This is a genomic window from Streptomyces sp. HUAS YS2 (assembly GCF_033343995.1).
In the GTDB taxonomy this organism is placed as follows: Bacteria; Actinomycetota; Actinomycetes; order Streptomycetales; family Streptomycetaceae; genus Streptomyces; species Streptomyces solicathayae.
Map to the genome: position 1 here is coordinate 7556271 of NZ_CP137573.1, position 21333 is coordinate 7577603.

16 protein-coding genes are annotated in these 21333 nt (G+C 73.5%); 11 read left to right on the forward strand and 5 right to left on the reverse strand.

Annotated features, from left to right (window positions below; translation table 11 throughout):
• Positions 1 to 14 precede the first annotated feature (14 nt).
• The 4 genes from R2D22_RS34500 to R2D22_RS34515 all read left to right on the forward strand — a co-directional run bounded on the left by R2D22_RS34500 (position 15) and on the right by R2D22_RS34515 (position 3514).
• Positions 15 to 971, forward strand: coding sequence for a Zn-ribbon domain-containing OB-fold protein (locus R2D22_RS34500; RefSeq protein WP_318109149.1), 957 nt, complete (start codon positions 15 to 17; stop codon positions 969 to 971).
• On the forward strand, positions 968 to 2038 hold the full coding sequence (locus tag R2D22_RS34505) for a thiolase domain-containing protein (protein WP_318109150.1): 1071 nt from the start codon (positions 968 to 970) through the stop codon (positions 2036 to 2038). Before R2D22_RS34500 ends, R2D22_RS34505 begins: the two co-directional genes overlap by 4 nt.
• On the forward strand, positions 2028 to 3197 hold the full coding sequence (locus tag R2D22_RS34510; protein WP_318109152.1) for a thiolase domain-containing protein: 1170 nt from the start codon (positions 2028 to 2030) through the stop codon (positions 3195 to 3197). Before R2D22_RS34505 ends, R2D22_RS34510 begins: the two co-directional genes overlap by 11 nt.
• 74 nt (positions 3198 to 3271) lie before the next feature.
• Positions 3272 to 3514 (forward strand): DUF397 domain-containing protein, encoded by a 243-nt coding sequence (locus R2D22_RS34515; RefSeq protein ID WP_318109154.1) that lies wholly within the window; start codon positions 3272 to 3274, stop codon positions 3512 to 3514.
• A 69-nt stretch (positions 3515 to 3583) separates the two neighbouring features.
• On the opposite strand, the gene R2D22_RS34520 is transcribed toward R2D22_RS34515, so the two are convergent.
• A complete protein-coding gene (locus R2D22_RS34520) occupies positions 3584 to 6178 on the reverse strand; it encodes an alpha-N-acetylglucosaminidase TIM-barrel domain-containing protein (protein WP_318109155.1) in 2595 nt (864 codons plus the stop codon).
• A gap of 122 nt (positions 6179 to 6300) precedes the next feature.
• On the opposite strand from R2D22_RS34520, the gene R2D22_RS34525 reads away from it, so the two are divergent.
• The 4 genes from R2D22_RS34525 (at position 6301) to R2D22_RS34540 (ending at position 8971) form a co-directional block, all read left to right on the forward strand.
• On the forward strand, positions 6301 to 7566 hold the full coding sequence (locus R2D22_RS34525) for an ROK family transcriptional regulator (RefSeq protein WP_318109157.1): 1266 nt from the start codon (positions 6301 to 6303) through the stop codon (positions 7564 to 7566).
• 24 nt (positions 7567 to 7590) lie between these two features.
• Positions 7591 to 8016, forward strand: coding sequence for an ACT domain-containing protein (locus tag R2D22_RS34530; protein WP_318109159.1), 426 nt, complete (start codon positions 7591 to 7593; stop codon positions 8014 to 8016).
• 70 nt (positions 8017 to 8086) lie between these two features.
• Positions 8087 to 8587: a hypothetical protein gene (locus R2D22_RS34535; protein WP_318109161.1), complete on the forward strand. Its 501-nt coding sequence runs from the start codon at positions 8087 to 8089 to the stop codon at positions 8585 to 8587.
• A gap of 18 nt (positions 8588 to 8605) precedes the next feature.
• Positions 8606 to 8971, forward strand: coding sequence for an RNA-binding S4 domain-containing protein (locus tag R2D22_RS34540; protein ID WP_318109162.1), 366 nt, complete (start codon positions 8606 to 8608; stop codon positions 8969 to 8971).
• 48 nt (positions 8972 to 9019) lie between these two features.
• Here R2D22_RS34540 and R2D22_RS34545 read toward each other — a convergent pair whose 3' ends face one another.
• The 3 genes from R2D22_RS34545 to R2D22_RS34555 form a co-directional block, all read right to left on the reverse strand.
• The gene (locus tag R2D22_RS34545) at positions 9020 to 11215 is read right to left on the reverse strand and encodes a terpene synthase family protein (protein ID WP_318109164.1); all 2196 of its coding nucleotides are present in this window, start codon (positions 11213 to 11215) and stop codon (positions 9020 to 9022) included.
• Positions 11216 to 11375: 160 nt separating this feature from the next.
• Positions 11376 to 13286 carry an N-acetylmuramoyl-L-alanine amidase gene (locus R2D22_RS34550; RefSeq protein WP_318109165.1) on the reverse strand — a complete coding sequence of 637 codons (1911 nt, stop codon included), beginning with the start codon at positions 13284 to 13286 and terminating at the stop codon, positions 11376 to 11378.
• 289 nt (positions 13287 to 13575) lie between these two features.
• A complete protein-coding gene (locus tag R2D22_RS34555) occupies positions 13576 to 14697 on the reverse strand; it encodes an aminoglycoside phosphotransferase family protein (RefSeq protein ID WP_318109166.1) in 1122 nt (373 codons plus the stop codon).
• Between the two features lie 234 nt (positions 14698 to 14931).
• On the opposite strand from R2D22_RS34555, the gene R2D22_RS34560 reads away from it, so the two are divergent.
• A complete protein-coding gene (locus tag R2D22_RS34560) occupies positions 14932 to 16428 on the forward strand; it encodes a DNA-binding protein NsdB (protein ID WP_318109167.1) in 1497 nt (498 codons plus the stop codon).
• A gap of 156 nt (positions 16429 to 16584) precedes the next feature.
• Here the strand turns inward: R2D22_RS34560 and R2D22_RS34565 are convergent, their stop codons facing one another.
• Complete coding sequence (locus tag R2D22_RS34565) at positions 16585 to 18072, reverse strand: PP2C family protein-serine/threonine phosphatase (protein WP_318109169.1); 1488 nt, start codon at positions 18070 to 18072, stop codon at positions 16585 to 16587.
• Between the two features lie 207 nt (positions 18073 to 18279).
• On the opposite strand from R2D22_RS34565, the gene R2D22_RS34570 reads away from it, so the two are divergent.
• Positions 18280 to 19974, forward strand: coding sequence for a hypothetical protein (locus R2D22_RS34570; protein WP_318109171.1), 1695 nt, complete (start codon positions 18280 to 18282; stop codon positions 19972 to 19974).
• Positions 19971 to 21194 (forward strand): threonine synthase, encoded by a 1224-nt coding sequence (locus tag R2D22_RS34575; RefSeq protein ID WP_318109172.1) that lies wholly within the window; start codon positions 19971 to 19973, stop codon positions 21192 to 21194. The genes R2D22_RS34570 and R2D22_RS34575 overlap by 4 nt, the downstream gene beginning before the upstream one ends.
• Positions 21195 to 21333: the final 139 nt, after the last annotated feature.

Below are 21333 nucleotides of genomic sequence, written 5' to 3' on the forward strand. Positions count from 1 at the left end.
CGCCAAGGAGCCCCATGACCGCCACTCCCGCCACCCTCCGCGCACCCCTCGTCGTCGAGTTTCCGTTCACCCGTTCCCTCGGGCCCGTTCAGGCCGCCTTTCTCACCGGGCTGCGCGAGCGGACCGTGCTCGGGGTGCGGACCGAGGGCGGGCAGGTGCTCGTGCCGCCCGTCGAGTACGACCCCGAGACCGCCGCCGAACTCCGCGAACTCGTCGAGGTCGACGCCACCGGCACCGTCACCACCTGGGCCTGGAACCCGGACCCCCGGCCCGGCCAGCCCCTCGACACCCCGTTCGCCTGGGTGCTCGTACGACTCGACGGCGCCGACACCGCCCTGCTGCACGCGCTCGACGCGCCCGGCCCCGAGCACGTCCGCACCGGCATGCGGGTGCGCGTCCGCTGGGCCGCCGAACGCACCGGCGCCATCACCGACATCGCCTGCTTCGAGCCGTACGACAGCGAGCGGGACGCCGCCCCCGCCCGCCCCCACGACGGGCTGTTCGACGAGCCCGTCACCGGCATCGTCGCCGCCGCCCGCCTCGACTACACGTACAGCCCCGGCCGCGCGCAGACCGACTACCTGCACGCCCTCGCCGAGCACAAGACCGTCGGCGAACGCTGCCCCTCCTGCTCCAAGGTCTACGTGCCGCCCCGCGGCGCCTGCCCCACCTGCGGCGTCGCCACCACCGAGCCGGTCGAGGTCGGCCCCCGCGGCACCGTCACCACCTTCTGCATCGTCAACATCAAGGCGAAGAACCTCGACATCGAAGTCCCTTACGTCTACGCCCACATCGCCCTCGACGGCGCGGGCCTCGCCCTGCACGGCCGGATCGGCGGCATCCCGTACGACCAGGTCCGGATGGGGCTGCGGGTCGAGCCCGTGTGGAGCGAGGACGGCCGCTACCCCGACCACTACCGGCCCACCGGCGAACCGGACGCCGACTACGACACGTACAAGGAGCTGCTGTGAGCCGAGACCCGAGCCGGGACGTCGCGATCGTCGCCTTCGCGCAGAGCGACTCCCTGCGCCGCACCGACGACCTCTCCGAGGTCGAGATGCTGATGCCCGTCCTGCACGACGTGCTGCGGCAGACGGGTCTGAAGACCTCCGACATCGGCTTCACCTGCTCGGGCTCCTCCGACTACCTCGCCGGACGCGCCTTCTCCTTCACGATGGCCCTCGACGGCGTCGGCGCCTGGCCGCCGATCTCCGAGTCCCACGTGGAGATGGACGGCGCCTGGGCGCTCTACGAGGCCTGGGTGAAGATCCTCACCGGCGAGACGGACACCGCGCTCGTGTACTCCTACGGCAAGTCCTCGCCCGGCTCGGTGCGCGACGTCCTCACCCGCCAGCTCGACCCGTACTACCTCGCCCCGCTCTGGCCCGACTCCGTCGCCCTCGCAGCGCTCCAGGCCCAGGCACTGATCGACGCCGGCGAGACCGACGAGCCCGCGCTCGCCGGCATCGCCGCCCGCAGCCGGGACGCCGCCGTCGGCAACCCGCACGCCCAGCTGCGCGGAGCCCGCCCGCAGGGCGACCACGTCGTGGCACCGCTGCGGCAGGGCGACTGCCCGCCCATCGGCGACGGCGCCGCCGCGGTGATCCTCGCGGCCGGCGACCGGGCCCGCGAGCTGTGCGAGCGCCCCGCCTGGATCCGCGGCATGGACCACCGGATCGAGGCCCACTCCCTCGGCGTGCGCGACCTCACCGACTCGCCCTCCACCCGCCTCGCCGCCCGGCGCGCCGGAGCCTTCGACGGCGCTCCGTTCGACACCGCCGAGCTGCACGCCCCGTTCACGTCCCAGGAGGTCGTGCTGCGCAAGGCGTTGAAGCTCGACGAGACCGTCCGGGTCAACCCGTCCGGCGGCGCGCTCGCCGCCAACCCCGTCATGGCCGCCGGCCTGATCCGGCTCGGCGAGGCCGCCGCCGGAATCCACCGCGGGGAGTCCGACCGGGCCCTCGCCCACGCCACCTCCGGCCCCTGCCTGCAGCAGAACCTGGTGGCCGTCCTGGAAGGAGAGCCGCATGTCCGGTAAAGAGCCGGTGGCCGTCGTCGGGGTCGGCCAGACCAAGCACGTCGCCGCCCGCCGGGACGTGTCCATCGCCGGCCTCGTCCGCGAGGCCGCGCAACGCGCCCTCGACGACGCCGAACTGACCTGGGCCGACATCGACGCCGTCGTGATCGGCAAGGCCCCGGACTTCTTCGAGGGCGTGATGATGCCGGAGCTGTACCTCGCCGACGCGCTCGGCGCGGTCGGCAAGCCCATGCTCCGCGTCCACACCGCGGGTTCGGTCGGCGGGTCGACGGCGCTGGTCGCCGCGAACCTGATCGCCGCCCGGGTGCACGGCACCGTGCTCACCCTCGCCTTCGAGAAGCAGTCCGAGTCCAACGCGATGTGGGGGCTCTCCCTGCCGGTGCCCTTCCAGCAGCCGCTGCTCGCCGGCGCGGGCGGCTTCTTCGCCCCGCACGTCCGGGCGTACATGCGGCGCACCGGCGCCCCCGACACCGTCGGCTCCCTCGTCGCCTACAAGGACCGGCGCAACGCGCTCAAGAACCCGTACGCGCACCTCCACGAGCACGACATCACCCTGGAGAAGGTGCAGGCGTCCCCGATGCTGTGGGACCCGATCCGGTACTCCGAGACCTGCCCGTCCTCCGACGGCGCCTGCGCGATGATCCTCACCGACCGGGCGGGCGCGGCCCGCGCGCCCCGGCCGCCGGCCTGGGTGCACGGCGGTGCGATGCGCAGTGAGCCCACCCTGTTCGCCGGCAAGGACTTCGTCTCGCCGCAGGCCGGCAAGGACTGCGCCGCCGACGTCTACCACCAGGCCGGGATCACCGACCCGCGCCGGGAGATCGACGCCGTCGAGATGTACGTGCCGTTCTCCTGGTACGAGCCGATGTGGCTGGAGAACCTGGGCTTCGCCGAGGAGGGCGAGGGCTGGAAGCTCACCGAGTCCGGCGTCACCGAGATCGACGGTGACCTGCCGGTGAATCCGTCCGGCGGGGTGCTGTCCACCAACCCGATCGGCGCGTCCGGGATGATCCGGTTCGCGGAGGCCGCGCTGCAGGTGCGGGGGCAGGCCGGGGAGCACCAGGTGCCGGACGCGCGACGGGCCCTCGGACACGCGTACGGAGGTGGTGCGCAGTTCTTCGCCATGTGGCTGGTGGGGTCCGAGCCGCCCGCTTCCTGAGGTCTGTCGGCACCCGGTGCCGCTCGCTACCCTGAGGCCCGGACGACGTTGTGGGACGCGGGAGGAGCACGGACGTGGCCGAGAGCACCACTGCCCAGCACGCCTTCATGGGCTGGGAGAAGCCGGAACTCGACCTGAGCAACGCCGACTGGCGCTCGGGCAGTCAGGGCACGGGCGATGTCCAGATCGCCTTCGTGGAGGGCTTCATCGCGATGCGCAACGGCGGCCGTCCGGAGGCACCGTCGCTGATCTTCACCCCGGCGGAGTGGCGGGCGTTCGTCCTCAACGCCCGCGACGGCGAGTTCGACCTCACCTGAGCCGCGGACCGCACCGGACCGGCCCGCACGGGAACCCTCCCCGAGCGGGCCGGTCCGGGTCCGGGACCGTCAGGACGGCAGCGTCCACTGCTGGAGCGGGGCCGCGGAGCAGGGCTGGATCACCAGCCGGGTCACGCCGTCAGGGGCCGTCTCGGCGCCGAGGCACAGCCCCGACTTCGTGTTCCGCAGCGTGCGGTCGGACTGAGCCGTCCAGGCCTGCGCCGGGGTGCCGTTGCAGGCGTACAGCTGAACGACCGTGCCGGGCGTGACCGCCCCGCCCCGCACGTCCATGCACGAGCCGAGCGCCCGCAGGGTGTCGTCGCCCGGGACCGTCCAGGTCTGCGCGGCGCTTCCGTCGCAGCGGCCCGTGCGCAGCGCGGTCCCGTTGGCGGGATTCCCGTTCGTCACCTCCACGCAGTCGCCGCCCGCACCGGTGACCGGGCCGGCGGGCGGAGGCGGCGGCAGGGCGTCACGGACCCGCTCCGCGAGGGCCACCGGGTCGCCGTGGGGCTCCACCGGATGGCTGTCCCGCTTCGCGTTCCAGGCGTTCTCCCACGCGAACCAGTCGATCGCGGCGGGCGGCTGCCCGGAGACCAGGGACTCCTCCAGGCCGTCCAGGTACGTCGCCCAGCGCGGTGCGTAGAAGTCCGAGACGAGGCCCGACCACTCGCGGTTGGCGTAGTCGTGCAGCCCGGCCTCGCTGCCGGTGCGATGGCCCCAGGTCGTCAGGATCGAACGGGCGTCGAACTCCCTCGCCGCCCGTTCGGCGTCCGTCGTGCCCCACGCCTTCGCTTCCTCCAGCCACGGTCCCAGCAGGAACCGGCGGTCCGTGGCCAGGAGTTCGTCGAGCAGGGCGAGGTCGCGCCTCCACTCGCCGGACCGCTCGCGGAAGGCGGTCAGGTCCTTCGCGTCGTACGCGGCCCTGATCTGCGGCAGCAGCGTACGGCTCCGGTTCGCGAGCGACTGCCGCGCGGTGTCCACCAGGTCGAAGCGGTACGCGTCGGTTCTGCGCAATTCCGGCGCGGCCTGGAGCAGTTCGGACAGCGCGCGCTGCACGGTGGCGGCGTCGTACCGCATCGACTTCGGGCTCCAGGCCGCCGCCGAGCGCGCCGTCAGGCTCGGCCGGGCCGTGAACAGGCTGTCCTGCGACTCGCTCCACGAACTGGACGGGGTGCTGTACGGGCCGCGCCGCAGCCACTCCCACGCCCGCGCGGCATGCGGGTCGGGCGCGCCGTAGCGCCGTGCCGCGTAGTCCGCGAACCAGGCGGCGTGGTCGACGGGGCCGGTGCGCCAGGCGAGTTCGGTGAACAGCTCGAAGGCGGCGGGGTTGCCGCCGGTCGCCTCGGGCAGGTACGCGATGCCGCGCAGGGCGCTGTTCGGCTTGGCGCGCCAGGCGTCGAAACGGCTCGCCCACACGGCGGTGTTGGCGCCCAGGGAGGTGTGTCCGCCGAAGTTGGGGATGGTGCCGAAGGCGTACGGGGTGCCGTGCCAGGAGGTCTCGCGGTCCAGTCCGTCGTATCGGTCGGACAGGCCGTCCACGACGAGCAGCCGGGACTTGTCGACCGCGTCGAGGAGCTCGACGTGCGGGTTGCTCTGCCAGCCGAGCAGGACCCAGATGGCGCCGGGCCGGGCGGTCTGCAGCGCGTTCATCACGCCGACGGCGGCGTCCGGGACGGGTACGTCGCCCGCGTTCCCTCCTTCGTGCAGGAGGTCCATCTTGTACATCGTGGAGGTGCCGAGCAGTCGCGCCTGGTGGCGGTAGAAGGCCTCGGCGACCTTCGGGAACATCGCGTTCCGCGGATCCAGCCAGTCCGGCCGGGCGAAGCCGACCCAGTTGCCCTGCGGGACCACCCGGCCGGCCGGGTTGCGGTCCACGAAGCCCGGCGGGACCGTCCCGAAGTACCCGGGCAGGACGGGCGTCATGCCGAGCTGCCGCAGCCGCTCCACGATCCGCCGGCCGAGGGCCGCGCGCTCCTCGACGAGCCGTTCCGTGAGCGGCCCGCCGAAGCCGGACATGTTCTGCATCAGCCACCAGGGCTGGTGTGCGGGCCCGGGGATCCACGAGCGGAGCTCGTCGCGGCCGTAGCCGAACTCCTGCAGCGCGGCGTGGTACGGGGCCTCGGCGCCCATCTGGACGAAGACCTCGTTCACGCCGTGCAGGGCGAGCAGGTCGATCTGCCGCTCGTACGTCGCCCAGTCCCGGTACGCGCCCGAGTAGCCGTCGTCGGTGTCGTTGAGGGCGAACCGGTGCGGCACCGAGGCCGGGCGGTGGATCGTCCCGGACGGCGCGGGCAGGGTGGCGGGCAGAGCGGACGTGCTGCGGCCGGGCCAGCCGAGATCGACTCCGGCGGAGTGCTTGAGGTACCAGTTCACGCCGCTGAGCAGCACCGCGGGGCTGGTGCCCCGCACGTGCAGGTCTCCGGCGGAGCCGGAGACGGAGAAGTAGTCGCCGGAGGCGGGGCGGGCGACCGGCTCCAGGGCGAACTGGGTCACGTGCCGGGGCAGCAGCCGGGCGAGGGCCGCGCGGGCCGGTCCGGCGGAGAAGGCGGGGGTGGGGGCGGCGGAGGAGACGGTGGGCAGCACGGTCAGGGCGGTGGCGCACACGGCGAGCGCCATGGCCGTGCGGGCAGCCCAGGACATGGCCCGGGATCTGAGGAATCTCACGTGTCGGCTCATCCCATCGGAAGGATCGGAAAGCAGTTATTAACGGAGCGTTCGTTAATATGGGAGGGGGCCTGGCCCCTGTCAATGGCTACGCCCATCCGGGCGCTTGGACTTTCGGTAGGGTGCCGACACCGGGGCAGGAGACCGAGCAGGGGGAGTCGATGCAGGTGAGCGGCGGTGGCGCGGCGACCGGGCCGCACGTACTGCGCCGGATGAACGTCGCGGCCGTCCTTGCCGCGCTCCGCGAGGCCGGAGCCGCGACCGCCCGGGTCACCGAGCTCGCCGCGGCCACCGGGCTCTCCCGGCCCGCCGTCACCCGGGCCCTCACCGAACTGCGGGAACGCGGCCTGGTCGACTTCGCACCGGCGGCCCCCGCCGGCCCTCCGGCCCCGCAGCGTGGCCGCCCCGCCCAGTACGCGCGCTTCCGCGCCGAGGTCGGCCACGTCGCCGGCGTGGACATAGGCCCGCACAAGGTCCTCGTCCTCGTCGCCGACCTCGCGGGCCGTGTCCGCGCCGCCCACCGGGCCGCCGTCGCCCCCGGCGCCACCGGCCCCGAGCTCTTCACGGCCGTCCGCACCGCCCTCACCGCCGCCGCCGCGGAGGCGGGCCTGGACCCCTCCGGCCTCTGGGCGGTCGCCGCCGGCACCCCGGGCATCGTCGACCGCGACCGGGGCGAGGTCCTCCTCGCCCCGAGCATCCCCGGCTGGGCCGGACTGCCCGCCGTCGGCGAGCTCCGCGACTGGCTGCGCTGCCCCGTCCTCCTCGACAACGACGTGAACCTCGCCGTCCTCGCGGAGCGCCGGCTCGGCCCGGCCGCCGACACCGACAACCTGGTGTTCGTCCAGTGGGGCGAACGGATCGGCACCGGCATCGTCATCGGCGGCCGTCCCTACCGGGGCGCCTCCGCCGCCGCCGGCGAACTCGGCTTCGTCGACCTCGACGGGCCCGGCGACGGCCCCGTCGAGCCGCTGCGGCCCGACGGCATGGGTCCCTTCGAGCGACTCGTCGGGGCCGCCGCCGTGCACCGGCTCGCGGTGGCCGCCGGCGCCCCGGTCGGCGAGGGCCACGACATCGCGCCGCTCTTCGCCGCGGCCGCCGCCGGCGACCCGCACGCGCTGGCCGTCGTCGACGAGGTAGCCGACCGCTTCGCCCGCGGCCTGGCAACCCTGCTGCTCATCCTCGACCCCGGCCGGGTGGTGATCGGCGGCGGAGTCTCGCAGGCCGGCGAGACCCTGCTCGGCCCGCTCCGCCGCCACCTGCGCGGGCGCACCCTCGTCCCCGTGACCGTGGAGGCCTCGGCCCTCGGCGAGCGGTCCGTGGCGCTCGGCGCCGTACGGCAGGCCCTCGGCGCCGCCGAGGAGCGCCTCACCGGCCCCGCGCACCTCTGACCCGGCCCGGCTATCGTGCCGATCATGAGCGGTGAACGTGACCTCGCCCGGCTGATCTCCGGCATGCGGCCCGAGCCGAACCCCGGCCGGTACGTCTTCACGACCGTGACCGGGGCCGTCCCGGCCGGACTCGCCCCCGTGGTCACCGTCCGCGAGGAGGAGGGCACGACCCTCGTCCTGCGCCAGGAGGAGGCCGACGCCGTCGCGCTGCCGTACGACTATGCGGCGGCCTGGATCACCTTGCGGATCCACTCGGCGCTGGACGCCGTCGGCCTGACCGCCGCCTTCGCCCGCGCCCTGGCCGACGCAGGGCTCAGCTGCAACGTGGTCGCGGGCTTCCACCACGACCATCTCTTCGTGGAACACGACCGGGTGTACGAGGCGTTGGCGGTGCTCCGCGGCCTCGCCGACCGTGCGGCCCGGGACGCCCGGGACACCGCGCAGACCTGACATCCGACGGGCCCGCCCGGCCCCGGCCCCGGCGCGTCGCGGAGTGCCGGGGGACACGTACCATGGCCCTATGTCCTTCCTCCGCCGCCGCAGCGCCGCCACACCCGCGGGCCCGGACTTCGACGTCCTGGCCATGGATCCGGGGGACTGGCCCGGCAACCTCGGCGCCGGTCTGCTGCCCGCTCCCGACGGCTCCTGCCAGGGCGTGTTCCTCCGGTACGACCTGTTCGGCGGCCGCGGCCCCGCGATGATCATCGGCAACCTGCCGGAGGGCTCCCCGGCCCGCGAGCTCGCCGAAGGCCAGATCCCCTTCGAGGTGGCCCAGCTGCTCGCGGCGCTCGACAACGACGAGCCGGTCGAGGTCCTCGACACCGAGGACATCCCGGTGATGCAGGGCGACAACCTGCTGATCGTGCGCCGCCTCAAGCTCTCCGAGAGCCGGATCTCCTGCGTGCAGTTCGACCGCAGCGACAACGTGCTGGTCACCATCGCCAGTTGGGACCGTCCGATCACGGACGACCTCTACGCGCTGCTCAAGCCGCTGCCGGCCGAACTGTTCCAGCAGGGCTGACGAGAGGGGCGGGGGCCGATGAGCGCACGGGTCGACAGCTGGATCTGGGCCGTACGTCTGACCAAGACCCGCTCGCAGGCCGCCGCGGCCTGCCGCGCCGGGCACGTCAAGGTGAACGGCGAGCGCGCCAAGCCCGCCCAGCCGGTCAAGCCCGGTGACGAGGTCCGGCTCTTCCACGGCGGGCGCGAGCGGATCGTCGAGGTCAAGCAGCTGCTCGTCAAGCGGGTCGGCCCGCCGGTCGCCGCAGAGGCGTACGTCGACAACAGCCCGCCTCCGCCCCCGCGCGAGCACGTGGCGATCGCCGCGGTCCGCGACCGCGGCGCAGGCCGCCCCACCAAGCGCGACCGGCGCGAACTGGACCAGCTCCGCGGCCGCACCTCCTGAGACGCGTGACGAAGGCCGCCCCCGGCTCCCCGGGGGCGGCCTTCCGCGTCACCCCCGCGAGGTGACCAGCGAGGCGAACCGGGCCGCCGACGTGCCGAGGCCCGTCGGCCCCTGGCGGAGCAACGGGGTCCCGCTGCCCGCATGGACGTCCTCGACTCCGTAACGGCGCACCGTCCGATGCCAGTTGAGGATGCCGGCCAGCCAGTCCTCCAGCTCCCGCAGATACGCCTCGAAGGCCGCCCTGCCCTCCTCGTCCAGTCCGAAGTCCTCGTACAGCATGGGCACTTCGTACTCCTTCAGGTGCTCGTACTGGCGCAGCCGGCCGCGCATCAGATCGTCGACCATCGACACCGCCGTCGGGTAGTCGCAGTCGAAGAACTTCTGCAGCACCAGGACGCCGTTGTGCACCTCGCCCTCGACCTCGATCTCCTTCTGGTACGAGAAGAGGTCGTTGAGGAGGGTCGCGTAGTCGGAGACCGAGTTCTCCAGGGCACGCACGGTGCCCGTGCGATAGATCTCCTCGGGCAGTGCGTCCGCGTGCCGCAGCCGGCTCAGCAGCATCGTCAGCTCGGAGCCGAAGGTGGTGCGCCGCATCTCGATGTAGTCCACCGGGTCGGGCACCCGGTGCTGCGCCATGTTGTGCAGCTCCCACATCCAGCTGTCGAGCATCGCGTCGAGGGCGGCACGCAACTGCGTCCGGCCCCAGGCGCTCATCGGACCGGCCGTGCGCGCCCACAGGTCGGCCAGCGAGCGCTCCAACGGCGCGACGGCGTACGCGAGTCCGGCCGCCGGGTCCTCCAACGGCATGCAGGACTTGAGTCGTTCGGTGAAGTCCCGGGCGCCCACGAGGTTCTTCGCCCGGCCGAACACCACCGGGTAGTAGTCGTCCCCGTACGTGCCCCAGGTCAGCCACTCGGCGCTGAGCTCCAGCTCCTCCAGGCCGGCGTCCGGGTCGAGGCCGGCCGAGCACAGGGCGAAGTCGAAGCCCGCGCACATTTTCCGGTCCCAGATGTCCTCGAGCAGGCCGAACCGCTCGGCCCAGTCGAGCGACAGCCGCTTCGCCTCCTCGTGGTGGGGGCTCAGCGACAGCGGGTACGGCAGGTCGAAGTCGGGCAGCAACGAGGGCCCGACCTTCTGGTGCGGCACATGGGTGAGCGAGCGCAGCCGGGACGCGGCCTGGCGGCCGAACAGCGACCTGATGTCGAGCGCGGACGTGCCGAGCACCCCGTCGAGCCGCGAAGGGCCGATGTCCACGCCCTCGTTCATGTACCGGCTGGAGCGCAGGTGCCACTCGTGGCCGCCGGACTGCCAGTCCTGCAGCCCCTTCGTGTACGCCGCCACCGCCGCGCACTCCTCGGGCCTCAGCCCCTTCTCCAGGCAGAGCCCGGGGACCTCGGTCAGCGCGGTGTTCTCGAACTGCTGCAGACGCGAGGTGAGGAGGTCGTTGACGGCCTCGGCCGCCTCCTGGGTGGCGCAGCCGAGGAACTTCTCCAGGACCAGCACGCCGTTGCTGTTCTCGCCCTCCTCCTCGACCTCCCGCTGGTACGAGAACAGGTCGTTGCGCAGGTGCACCGCGTCGGAGAAGGCGTCCCGCAGCACGCGCAGCGGCCGGGAGTGCGCGACCTGGGCCGGCACCTCGGCGCCCGCCGCGTACTCCACCAGACCGGCCGACCACGGCGCGCCGCCGACCTTGCGGCGCATCTCGATGTACTCGACGGGGTTGGCGATGCGACCCTCGTTGATGTTGTCGAGCTCCCAGAGCGATTCGTACAGCAGCGCCTCGGTGGCCTCGGCGAAGCGTTCCCGCCACCCCTCGGACATCGCGGGCACGGTGCGCCGCCACAGGTCGGCCAGACCGGCCTCCACCGGATTGGTCGGCTCCGGCATCTCCGCCATCAGGTCGGTGGGCATGAACAGCGGCAGCCGGTCCAGGTACGCCTTGCCGGCGGGCCGGTCCTGGGTGCGCTTGAAGATCTCCAGGAAGTGGTCGTCGAAGAAGAAGACCCACACGTACCAGTCCGTGACCAGCGACAGCGCCTCCGCGTCGCAGTCCGGGTGGGTGTACGAGCACAGCAGGGCGTAGTCGTGGGAGTCGAGGTCGCTCTCCTCCCAGATGCCGGACCCCTCCACCATCCCCATCGCCCGCGCCCACTCCTTGGTGTGCCTGCGGGCCTCCTCCAGGTGGGGATTGAGCCGTGCCGGATACGGGACGTAGAAATCCGGCAGAACGAAGGGCTGTGCCATGGCCAGCGGGGCCTTTCGGTGTAGGAGGCGATCTTCCGGCCCAGCTTTACCCGTCCCTCGTGCGGCCCACGCGAAGCCCGCATTAGTCATATCGGCGACGTGTGTACGGCAAAGGGCGCCGGGGATCGGACCGACCCCCGGCGCCCTTCCGGCTGCTCCGTCAGTCCTGGAGGATCCGCACGTCAGCGGCCTTCACGAAGGCCACGCGGTGCCCGAACTGGATCTCGTAGTACTCCTCCTGGCCGCGCACCACCCGGTGCCCGGTCGTATCGAACACCGGGGCGAAGTAGTACTCCCCGGGGGTCCGGTCGCCCACCACGTACCGCTGCCCCGCGAGCAGCTTGTACGGCAGCGGCGACACGGCCTGGACCGGCACGCCCGCCGGGTACGCGGCCGCCTCCGGGTAGGCCCTGCCGTACACCGGGACCTCCGCCAGGCCCGCCCGCGGAGTCAGCACCGGTCCGCGCGCGTTCACCGCCGTCGGCTGCTCCTTCGGATTGTGGAACCAGGCCTTCTGGCCGAGGTACCAGACCGCCGTCCAGTCGCCCCGCCGCTCCGCGACCGCGAACTGCTGGCCCGTGGACGCCCGCGCCCCGGTGTCGTTCACCCCGGTCGTCGAGTCCTGGCCGCCCGGGCGGAGCCCGATGTCCTTCACCAGCGGCGCGGACTCGCTCGGCCCGGTGTGCAGCCGCACCGCGCCGCTGCCGTGCGGAGCGCAGGCCTCACCGGCCTTCACGCAGCCCGTGTACACCGGCTGGTGCGCCGCGTACTCCGGGCGGATCGTCACCACGCCGGCGTCCGGCCCCGCGCTCGGCGTGATCGGCCGGCCCAGCAGCCGGAAGTAGTGCGCCCAGTCCCAGTACGGGCCCGGGTCGGTGTGCATGCCCCGGATCGTCGCGGTCGTCGTGCCGGGGACGGTGTCGTGCCCGAGGATGTGCTGCCGGTCGATCGGGATGTCGTACCGGGCGGCCAGGTACCGCACCAGACGCGCCGAGGTCCGGTACATCGCCTCCGTGTACCAGGAGTCCGGCGCTGTCAGGAAGCCCTCGTGCTCCAGGCCCACCGACTTGGCGTTCACGAACCAGTTGCCCGCGTGCCAGCCGACGTCCTTCAGCGACAGGTGCTGCGCGATGTGCCCGTCCGAGGAACGCAGCGAGTACTGCCAGGACACGTACGTCGGGTCCTGCACCAGCTTGAGCGTGACGTCCCAGGACGCCTCGGTGTCGTGGACGACGATGTAGTCGATCTGCTGCGAGATCGGGCGGTTCGCCTTGTCGTGGTTGCCGTAGTCCCCGTCGCCGAACTCCTCGTACGGCGCCGGGATCCACTCGCACGCCACCGTCGGCGGGCACTCGGTCAGCCCCTTGTCGGCCGTCCGCAGCCCCAGCGTCGCGGCCTGACCGGTGTCGGGGGCCACGTCGGGCGCGGGCGCGAGGGCCACCGTCTGGCCGCTGTCCGTGGTCCGCCGCTCGCCGGTCCGGATCACGTCGAAGACGTCGTTCGCGTACGTCGTCGCCGTCGCCGTGTCGTCCGCGCCCGAGTAGCGTGCCACCGCGCCGAACCAGTCCGCCGGATCGTCGCTCGCCGGCCGCCCCGACTCCCGCTGGGCCGCCGCGAGCAGCGCCGCGCCACCCTGGATGTTCGCCGCGGGGCTGGTCCGCAGCTCCTCCGCGGACAGCCCGGACAGCTCCGCCGCCCGCTCCAGGGTGCGCAGCCGGGCCGGGAGTTCGGCGGCCTCGGGCAGCGCGGCCTCGGTGGCCAGGCGCGCCGCGCGGGAGTCGTCGCCGCGCGCGTCCTCCTCGCCGTCCGAGTGGTGCGCCGCCTCGGCCAGCGCCGTACGGGCATCGGTCAGGTGCATCGGACCGTAGCCGCCGGTCACGCTCGGCGCGCCGCCGTGCGTGTCCCAGCGCGACTGCAGGTACGACACCGCCAGCAGCACGTTCTGCGGCACCCCGTACCGCTCGGCCGCCGCCGCGAAGTCACGCTGCAGCGCGCCCGACGACGGCGGCTCCTCGGCGGTCGCGGCGGGGCCGGAGGACAGGAGCGGAAGCAGCAGAGCGGCGGACGCCATCGCCCCCGCCGCTCGATGGACACGTCTGCGCGACGCCGGACTGGGCAAGGCGGCCTCCAGGTACGAGGGGGGACGAAGGGGCGTGCGGTGCCGGACCCGTACAGGGGTAGCGACTTCCCGACGATCCGTCAATCACCCCTCGGGCCAGGCAGTTTCGCCGTGCGTGGACCTGCGACGCGTCAGTGGAATGGACCAATGCCGGCACATGACAGTGCGCCGTGCGCCCGGTGTGTCGGCACCGGGCGCACAGCGCACTTCCCCCTCGTCCGCGGAGGGAACGCGTGTCTCGCTAACGCGTCCCGACCGCGGCGCGCACGGCCCGACGGGCCAGCGCGCAGTCGTCGTGCAGCCGCCGCAACAGCAGCCGCTGCTCCTCACCCGTCGACACGGCACCCGAGGGCATCGGCGTCGAACCGGCCGGCGGGGCCTCGCGGATGGTCCGCTGCACCGCCGTCTCGTACGTGCGGATCTCCCGGGTCAGCACGATCATCAGGTTCACCAGGAACGCGTCCCGCGAGTCCGGGCCCGCCTGCTGCGCCAGTTGACTGATCTGCCGCCGCGCCAGGGGCGCGTCGCCGAGGACGGCCCACAGCGTCGCCAGGTCGTAGCCCGGCAGGTACCAGCCCGCGTGCTCCCAGTCGACCAGGACCGGGCCGGTCGGCGACAGCAGGATGTTCGACAGCAGGGCGTCACCGTGACAGAACTGCCCCATGCCCTGCCTGCCGCCGGCGTGCGCCAGGCCGTGCAGCAGCTTCTGCAGGTCGTCGCGGTCCCGGTCGGTGAACAGACCCAGCTCGTGGTAGCGGGAGATGCGGGACGCGTAGTCGAGCGGCGCGTCGAAGGTCCCGGCCGGCGGCCGCCAGGCGTTGAGCCGGGCGATCGCCCCGAGCGCGGCGCGCACGTCGGCGCGCGGCGGGGCCTCCACGGGGTGCCGGGTCAGGGCCGCGGCCCGTCCCGGCATCCGCTCGATGACCAGTACGCAGTTGTCCGGGTCGGCGGCGATCAGCCGCGGTGCGCGCACCGGCGGGCGGTGCCGGACGAAGGCGCGGTAGGAAGCTATTTCGTGCCTGAACCGCTCGGTCCAGGCCGGCGAGTGGTCCAGTAAACACTTGGCGACCGCCGTGGTGCGTCCGGTTGTCCCGACGATCAGGACGGAACGACCGCTGCGGCGCAGCACCTGGACCGCGTTGAACTCGGGGCAGATCCGGTGGACGGCGGCGATCGCCATCCGTACCTGGGCTCCCTGGGGGCCCGACAGGTCGATTCTCCCGCTGAGGGGCTGTGGCGCCGTCCCCGGCCGCCGCCGGGCCCGGCCCGCCTGAACGGGAGCGAGATACGGTCCGCTGCCGACCGGGACGGAACGGTGCTGCGGCCGGGGCGGGGCGGACACGGAGGACGATGCTGTGTACATGGGCGAAACAGATCCCTTCGTGTGCCGACGAGTCGCGTGCGTCGCCCCGCCCGACCTCCGGTCCGCACCCTGGGGAATGAGGGCCGGTTGCCGGGGCGGGGTGGCGCGTTCCTACCTGACACCCGCCGCGCCATGGCGGAACATCGGGCGTGCCCTGGCGAAGCCTGGCGAATAGTCGCCAGCCCTATGCCATGGGGCTACTGTCAACTCAGCCGAGAACCTGGGGGCTTAGACGTGACAGGACACACCAACACCCGCCTGGCAGACCTCTTCGGCCTCGCCGGCTGGTCCAAGGGCGAGCTCGCGAGGCTCGTGAACCGGCAGGCGGCGGCCATGGGTCATCCGCAGCTGGCGACCGACACCTCCCGGGTCCGGCGCTGGATCGACATGGGGGAGACCCCGCGCGATCCCGTACCCCGCGTGCTGGCAGCCCTGTTCACTGAGCGACTCGGCCGTGTCGTGACCATCGAGGACCTCGGGTTCGTACGACACGGGCGCGCCGGAAAACAGCGTAACGTCAGGAAAACCGACAACCCTGACGGGTTGCCCTGGGCGCCCGAGCGTACGGCAGCGGTCCTCACCGAATTCACGGGAATGGACCTCATGCTCAACCGACGCGGCCTGGTGGGCGCGGGCGCCGCGCTCGCCGCCGGCTCCGCACTCAGCAGCGCCATGCACGACTGGCTCCACGCCGACCCCGCACTCGCCAAGGACGCCCCCCGTGTCCTCGATCCCCTGCACGCCGACCCCGCTGGGTTCGACCGCTACGAGGCCGCCCCCATCGGGTCGCAGGAGATCGACGCACTGGAGCGCTCCGTGGAGGTCTTCCGCGCCTGGGACGCGGCCCGCGGTGGCGGGCTGCAGCGCAAGGCAGTGGTGGGCCAGCTGAACGAGGTGGGCGGCATGCTCGCCTACCACCACCCCGACCACCTCCAGCGGCGCCTGTGGGGCGTAGCCGCCAATTTGGCCGTCCTGGCCGGCTGGATGTCCCACGACGTCGGCCTCGAACCCACCGCCCAGAAGTACTTCGTCATCGCCGCGCACGCGGCGCGCGAGGGCGGCGACCGGCCGAGGGCCGGCGAGGCGCTCTCCCGCGCGGCCCGTCAGATGGTCCACCTGGGCCGTCCCGACGACGCGCTCGACCTGATGCAGCTCGCCAAGTCGGGCTCCGGCGAGGAGATGCTGCCCCGCACCCGGGCCATGCTGCACACCATCGAGGCCTGGGCACAGGCGTCCATGGGGCGCGGCCAGGCGATGAAGCGCACCCTCGGCGAGGCCGAGGACCTGTTCGTCTCCGACAAGGGCGACGTGCCGCCGCCCAGTTGGATGCAGATGTTCGACGAGGCCGACCTGCACGGGATGCAGGCGCTCGCCTACCGGACGCTGGCGGATCACGATCCGGCGGCGGCCGTTCCCGCGCAGCGGCACGCCAAGCTCGCGCTGGAACTCCGGGAGAGCGGCCGGCAGCGGTCCATGCTCTTCGACTACATCTCGCTGGCCTCCGCCTGCTTCATCGCGGACGACCCCGAACAGGCCGACCGGTACGCGCGGTTGGCGCTGGTGTCGATGGGGGAGACCTCGTCGCACCGGACCTGGGACCGGCTCCGTGAGATGTACCGGCTGACCGGGCAGTACTCCGACTACACGAAGATCCAGGACCTCCGGGAGGAGATCGAGCTCGCCCTGCCGAACAACCCGGCGGCGCGGAAGCCGGGGAACCGGCAGATCTGAGTACGCCCGGCGGATCAGAGAGACGCACAGGTGAAAGGGGCAATCCGGCAGCACCGGAGCGCCCCGGAACGAGAGCGGTCAGCAGTACGAAAGCGGCCGTCGGTACGGCAGCCGCCGGTGGTACGGCGGCGGTCGCCGCCACGGTCCGCGCGCCGTTCAGCGCCCCACTCGCACCGCCATCACGCAGGCGTCGTCCTCACGCGGGGACTCGCCGAACTCCTCCACCACCGTCCGTACGCACTCCCGCGCGTCCCGCGCCCCGGCCAGCCGTGGTGCAAGGCCCAGCAGGCGTCGCGTACCCGAGTCGTCGTCCAGGCTGCCGCGGGTCAGTCCGTCCGTGTGCAGCAGCAGCACGTCGCCGGGGAGCAACCGCACCCGGGCCTCCTCGTACGCGCCGCCCGGCGTCGCCCCGAGGAGGACGCCCTCCGGCCGCTCGAGCGCCCGCCCCGTCCCCCCGCGGAACAGCAGGGGGGCGGGGTGTCCGGCCTGCGCCCAGGTCAGCGTCTGGTCCACCGGGTCGTAGCGGCAGCACATCGCGCTGCCGAGGGCCGGCTGCGCGGCCGTCTGGAGGAGCCGGTTCAGATGGCCCATGAGATCACGCGGGCCGACCCCGGCCACCGCCATGCCGCGCACCGCGCCGAGCACCATGGCCATCGTGGACGTGGCGGAGACGCCGTGGCCGGTGAGGTCGCCGACGGTGAGCAGCGCGTCCCCGTCCGGGAGCGCGAGCGCGTCGTACCAGTCCCCGCCGATCAGACCGGTCGTCGCGGCGGGGAGATAGTGACCGGCCACGTCCAGCGGGGCCGGGCCCTCGTGCGCGAAGCGCAGCGAGCCGCGCCACGGCGGCAGCACCGCCTCCTGCAGCTCGACGGCCACGCGGCGTTCGGTGCGCTCGATCTGGCGCCGCCGCTGGAAGGAGTCTCGGGTCTCGCGGACCGCCCGCTCGCTGCGGCGCAGCTCGCTGACGTCGCGTAAGACGGCCCACATGGAGGCCGTGCAGCCGTCGGTGTCGAGGACCGGCTCGCCCATCATGTGCACGGTGCGGACGACGCCGTCGGGGCGCACGACACGGAACTCGCCGTCGATCGGACGGCCGTCGATGAGACAGCCCGTCACCATGCTCTGGAGCAGCGGCTGGTCCTCGGCGAACACCACGGACGGCAGCTCGTCGAGCGACATCGGCCCGGTCCCGGGAGCGCGGCCGAAGATCTGGTACAGCTCCGCGGACCAGCTGACCTCGTCGGTGAGCAGGTTCCACTCGGCGCTGCCGACCCGGCTGAGGAGGGAGCCCGTACGGGGCGCGGAGGGGCCGGTCGCGACCGTGCGCGGGGATGGCATCAGGGCGGGGTACGCGGGGGAGGCCTGGGTTCCGGCCGTCGTCTCGCCACCGCGGAACGGCGGCAGCTCGTCCGGGAGTCCGGCCTTCAGCTGGCCCAGGTGGGCGCCGAGGTCGTCGAGCTGATGCACGGCCAGATCGCAGAGGGCGCGCTGCCAGCGGCCCTGCGGGTCGTCCTCGTCCGTCGTCGCGTCCCGGCGCACAGCGTCCACATCACCACGCAGGCGGCGCGTCCGGGAGATCAACGCGTCCACCGTGCCGGGCTCCGGGGGCTGCGCGGATCGGTCCGCGGACAGATGGGACGGCATGTGGTACTCCGATACAGGCGGCACGGCCGGGTCTTGGAGAGAGAGGACCGGCTAAGACTGTCGCACAGGCCGGGAGAAGCCGTAAGGCGTTTGGCAACACTCGATCCGGTGGTGCTTCCGGCATATGTCAAAGGCTCACCGGATATCGGCCACGCGGACGACTTCAGGAAGCACTGTCGAGGGGGCGGCGGGCGCTACGGTGCAGGTGTGGTGGATGCAGTGATCGAGGAACAGGGCCGGGGCACGGTGGTGCTGCTCGCGGCGGCGCCGGCCGGACGGGGGCGGATCGTCGACGCGACGTCGGTTCTGCCGGCGCTCGCGGCGGTGCCGCCGGGGGCGCTCGCGGGGACGGAGGTCGCCACGGTCGTCGAACTCGCCGATCCCGTCGAGCCGCAGACCGTACTGACCCGGCTGCGCGCGGCAGCGACGGCGGCCGGAGCGGGGCGGCTCGCGGTGTACCTCGCGTGCCAGGTCCACATGGACCAACGGCAGGGCCTGCCGCACCTGGCGCTCGCCCGCACGTCGACGGCGACCCTGCGGTACACGGCGCTGCCGTGGCACTGGCTGGCCGACGCCCTGAAGGAGCGCCGGCCCGGGACCACGACGGTGGTGGCGGACCTGGTCGCCGACGCGGACGCGTGGCGGGCGCTGGAGAAGCGCCCGGAGCTGCTCGAACTGCCCTCGGGTACCTCGCTGTTCGGCCGCATCACCCCGCCACCCGCCCGTCGCGCGGGCCCGTCGACGCCGGACTACCTGCGCGCCTACGCCACGATCTGGCGCACCGGCGAACGCCCTGCGCTCCCGTCCCTGCACGCCCAGGCGTCGGCCCGCACGGCCGTCGACCCGGTGATCCTGCTGTCGCACCTGTACGAGCCGCCGGACGACGCGTGGACGACCGGGACCTCGTTCCCGCGGCCGGAGCAACTGCCGCAGGAGGAGCCTGTGTCGGCTGCGGAGGTGGCTCCGGTGGTTTTCGAGGAGGAGGCGCAGGAGGTCCAGGGCGAGCCCGTGGCGCCGGAGTTCCCGATGCCGCGGTCGCTGTCCTCGTCCGACGACGGTGAGCCGGTCGAGGTGTCGGAGGCGCGCGAGGAGGAGCCGGAGGCGCCCGCGCCCGTACCGCCGCCTGCGCCCGTCCCGGTCGCGCCCGTACCGCCGCCCGTCCCGGTCGCGCCTCCTGCGCAGGAGGACAGGGTCGAGCCGCCTGTGCCGGACGACGTGGTCGAGGCCGCGGCGCCTCCGCCCCCGTCGGTGGCTCCCGCAGCCGTTGTCCCCGAGGCTCGGGAAGCGGATCCGGACGCCGCCGGCGTGCCGCCCCTTCCCGACGCGCCGCCCGCTGTGGGTGCGCCCCGGCCTGCCGGGGATGCCGCTCGCGGCGCCTGGGGGAAGGTCCGGGCGGTGGCCCGCGGCTGGCGCGGTGGCGCCGAGGCGGTGGAGCCGGAGCCCGCGCCGATGGCCGTCGTCGTGGCCCCGGGACAGGGTGATCCGCATCCCGGGATCCTGGCCGCCGCGCAGGCCGGGCGGCACACCGAGGCGGCCGCGGCGGCGGCCGCGTGGGAACTGGACGCGCTGCGCCGGCACGGCGCGGGGTCCGGCGAGGCGATCCACTGGCTGGAGGTCCGCGCCGACCTCGCGCGCCTCGCGGGCGAGCCCGCCCGCAGCTGTGAGCTGTGGATCGCCGCCGCCCGCGCCCGGATCGGGCAGTGGCAGGACCTCGGGCACCCCGACGTCGAGGGCGCGGTCGACCGCGCGCATCATCAATGGGAGCAGGTCCCGGAGGCGAGGGCGCGCGCGCTCGCGCCCGAACTGGTCGAGCTGCGGCGCCAGGTGCCGGGGCGCAGGGCCGGGGCCCTGCAGGCGATCCAGCGCAGGCTGGAACGCATCCCAGGAGAGGAACCCGCATGACCTCGCTCGCCACCACGCAGCGCTCCCTCGCCGACCACGCCGTCCGCCACCCGCTGTGGCCGCCGCTGACGGCGGGCTGCCCGGTGACGTCGACCGACGAGGTCGCGTACCCGCTGGAGGTCGACTACGCGTACGACCGCGTGCCCGCCGACCTGTTCTCCGCCCGCGACCTCACGGCCCCGCGCGGTCTCGAACGGTGGGCGCCGCTGCTGCCGCCGCTCGCCGCCCCCGGTCTCGGCGAGGGCGGGACTCCGCTGGTCCGGCTGTCCGACGGCGTGTACGTGAAGGACGAGTCCCGCAACCCGACCTGGAGTCACAAGGACCGGCTCAACCGGGTGGCCGTCAGCGCCGCCGTGGCGTCCGGCGCGCGCGGCATCGTGGCCTCCTCGTCCGGCAACCACGGCGCGTCCGCCGCCGCGTACGCCGCCCGCGCCGGGCTGCCCTGCGTGCTGTTCGTGTCCCCGTACGCGCCGCCCGCCGTCGCGTCGTTCCTGCGCGCCTACGGCGCGGCCGTGCTCACCGTGCCGCTGGAGGCGGTGCGCCCGCTGATGCGCCGTACGGTGACCGAACTCGGGTACCAGGCCGTCAGCAGCATGACGGAGACCGCGCACACCGGGCACCCCTTCGGACCGGAGGGGTACAAGACGATCGCGTACGAGATCTTCGCCGAGCTGGGCCGGATGCCCGCCGCGGTCTATCTGCCCACCGGATACGGCGAGTTGCTCTTCGGGGTGACGAAGGGATTCACCGAGCTGGTCAAGCTCGGCCATGCCGGCTCCGTCCCGCGGATGTACGCCTGCGAGCCCGCCGCGGCCGGCGCGCTCGCCGAGGCGATGCGGACCGGTCGGCACGCCGCGCAGGTTCCGGTCGGGCCGACCGACGCGTACGCGATCGACTGCGCCGTCGGCAGCTACCGGGGCGTCGTCGCCCTGGAGGCGAGCGACGGCGCGGCGCTGACCGTCACCGACGCGCAGATGGCCGCCGCCCGCGACGAACTCGCCTCCCAGGGACTGTGGTTCGAGCTCTCGTCCGCCGCCGGACTGGCCGGGCTGCGCGCCCACGGCCCCGCCGACGCCGAGGGTCCGGTCGTATGCGTCGCGACGTCCAGCGGGTTCAAGGACATCGCGACCGCGTCCCCGGACACGGCGTACGGGCCGATGCCCGGGGACTGGGACACGGTCCTCGCCGCCGTCGAGAAGGCGGGCGGCCTGCCCGGCTAGATCCCCGTGGTGACGCTCGGGTCGGAACCGGACCGGGACCGCCGCGCAGACCGTACGGTGCGGGCCGGTAGGTCGGCGCGTCCGCCCCGCCGGGCGCGCTCCCCATCCGAACCGCTCGCGCTCCGGGGGACACACCCGT

Coding starts and splice junctions, on each gene's coding strand:
- R2D22_RS34500 (WP_318109149.1), top strand. CDS start 15: ATGACCGCCACTCCCGCCACCCTCCGCGCACCCCTCGTCGTCGAGTTT.
- R2D22_RS34510 (WP_318109152.1), top strand. CDS start 2,028: ATGTCCGGTAAAGAGCCGGTGGCCGTCGTCGGGGTCGGCCAGACCAAG.
- R2D22_RS34530 (WP_318109159.1), top strand. CDS start 7,591: ATGAGCGGTGAACGTGACCTCGCCCGGCTGATCTCCGGCATGCGGCCC.
- R2D22_RS34535 (WP_318109161.1), top strand. CDS start 8,087: ATGTCCTTCCTCCGCCGCCGCAGCGCCGCCACACCCGCGGGCCCGGAC.
- R2D22_RS34540 (WP_318109162.1), top strand. CDS start 8,606: ATGAGCGCACGGGTCGACAGCTGGATCTGGGCCGTACGTCTGACCAAG.
- R2D22_RS34545 (WP_318109164.1), bottom strand. CDS start 11,215: ATGGCACAGCCCTTCGTTCTGCCGGATTTCTACGTCCCGTATCCGGCA.
- R2D22_RS34550 (WP_318109165.1), bottom strand. CDS start 13,286: ATGGCGTCCGCCGCTCTGCTGCTTCCGCTCCTGTCCTCCGGCCCCGCC.
- R2D22_RS34555 (WP_318109166.1), bottom strand. CDS start 14,697: ATGTACACAGCATCGTCCTCCGTGTCCGCCCCGCCCCGGCCGCAGCAC.
- R2D22_RS34565 (WP_318109169.1), bottom strand. CDS start 18,072: ATGCCGTCCCATCTGTCCGCGGACCGATCCGCGCAGCCCCCGGAGCCC.
- R2D22_RS34575 (WP_318109172.1), top strand. CDS start 19,971: ATGACCTCGCTCGCCACCACGCAGCGCTCCCTCGCCGACCACGCCGTC.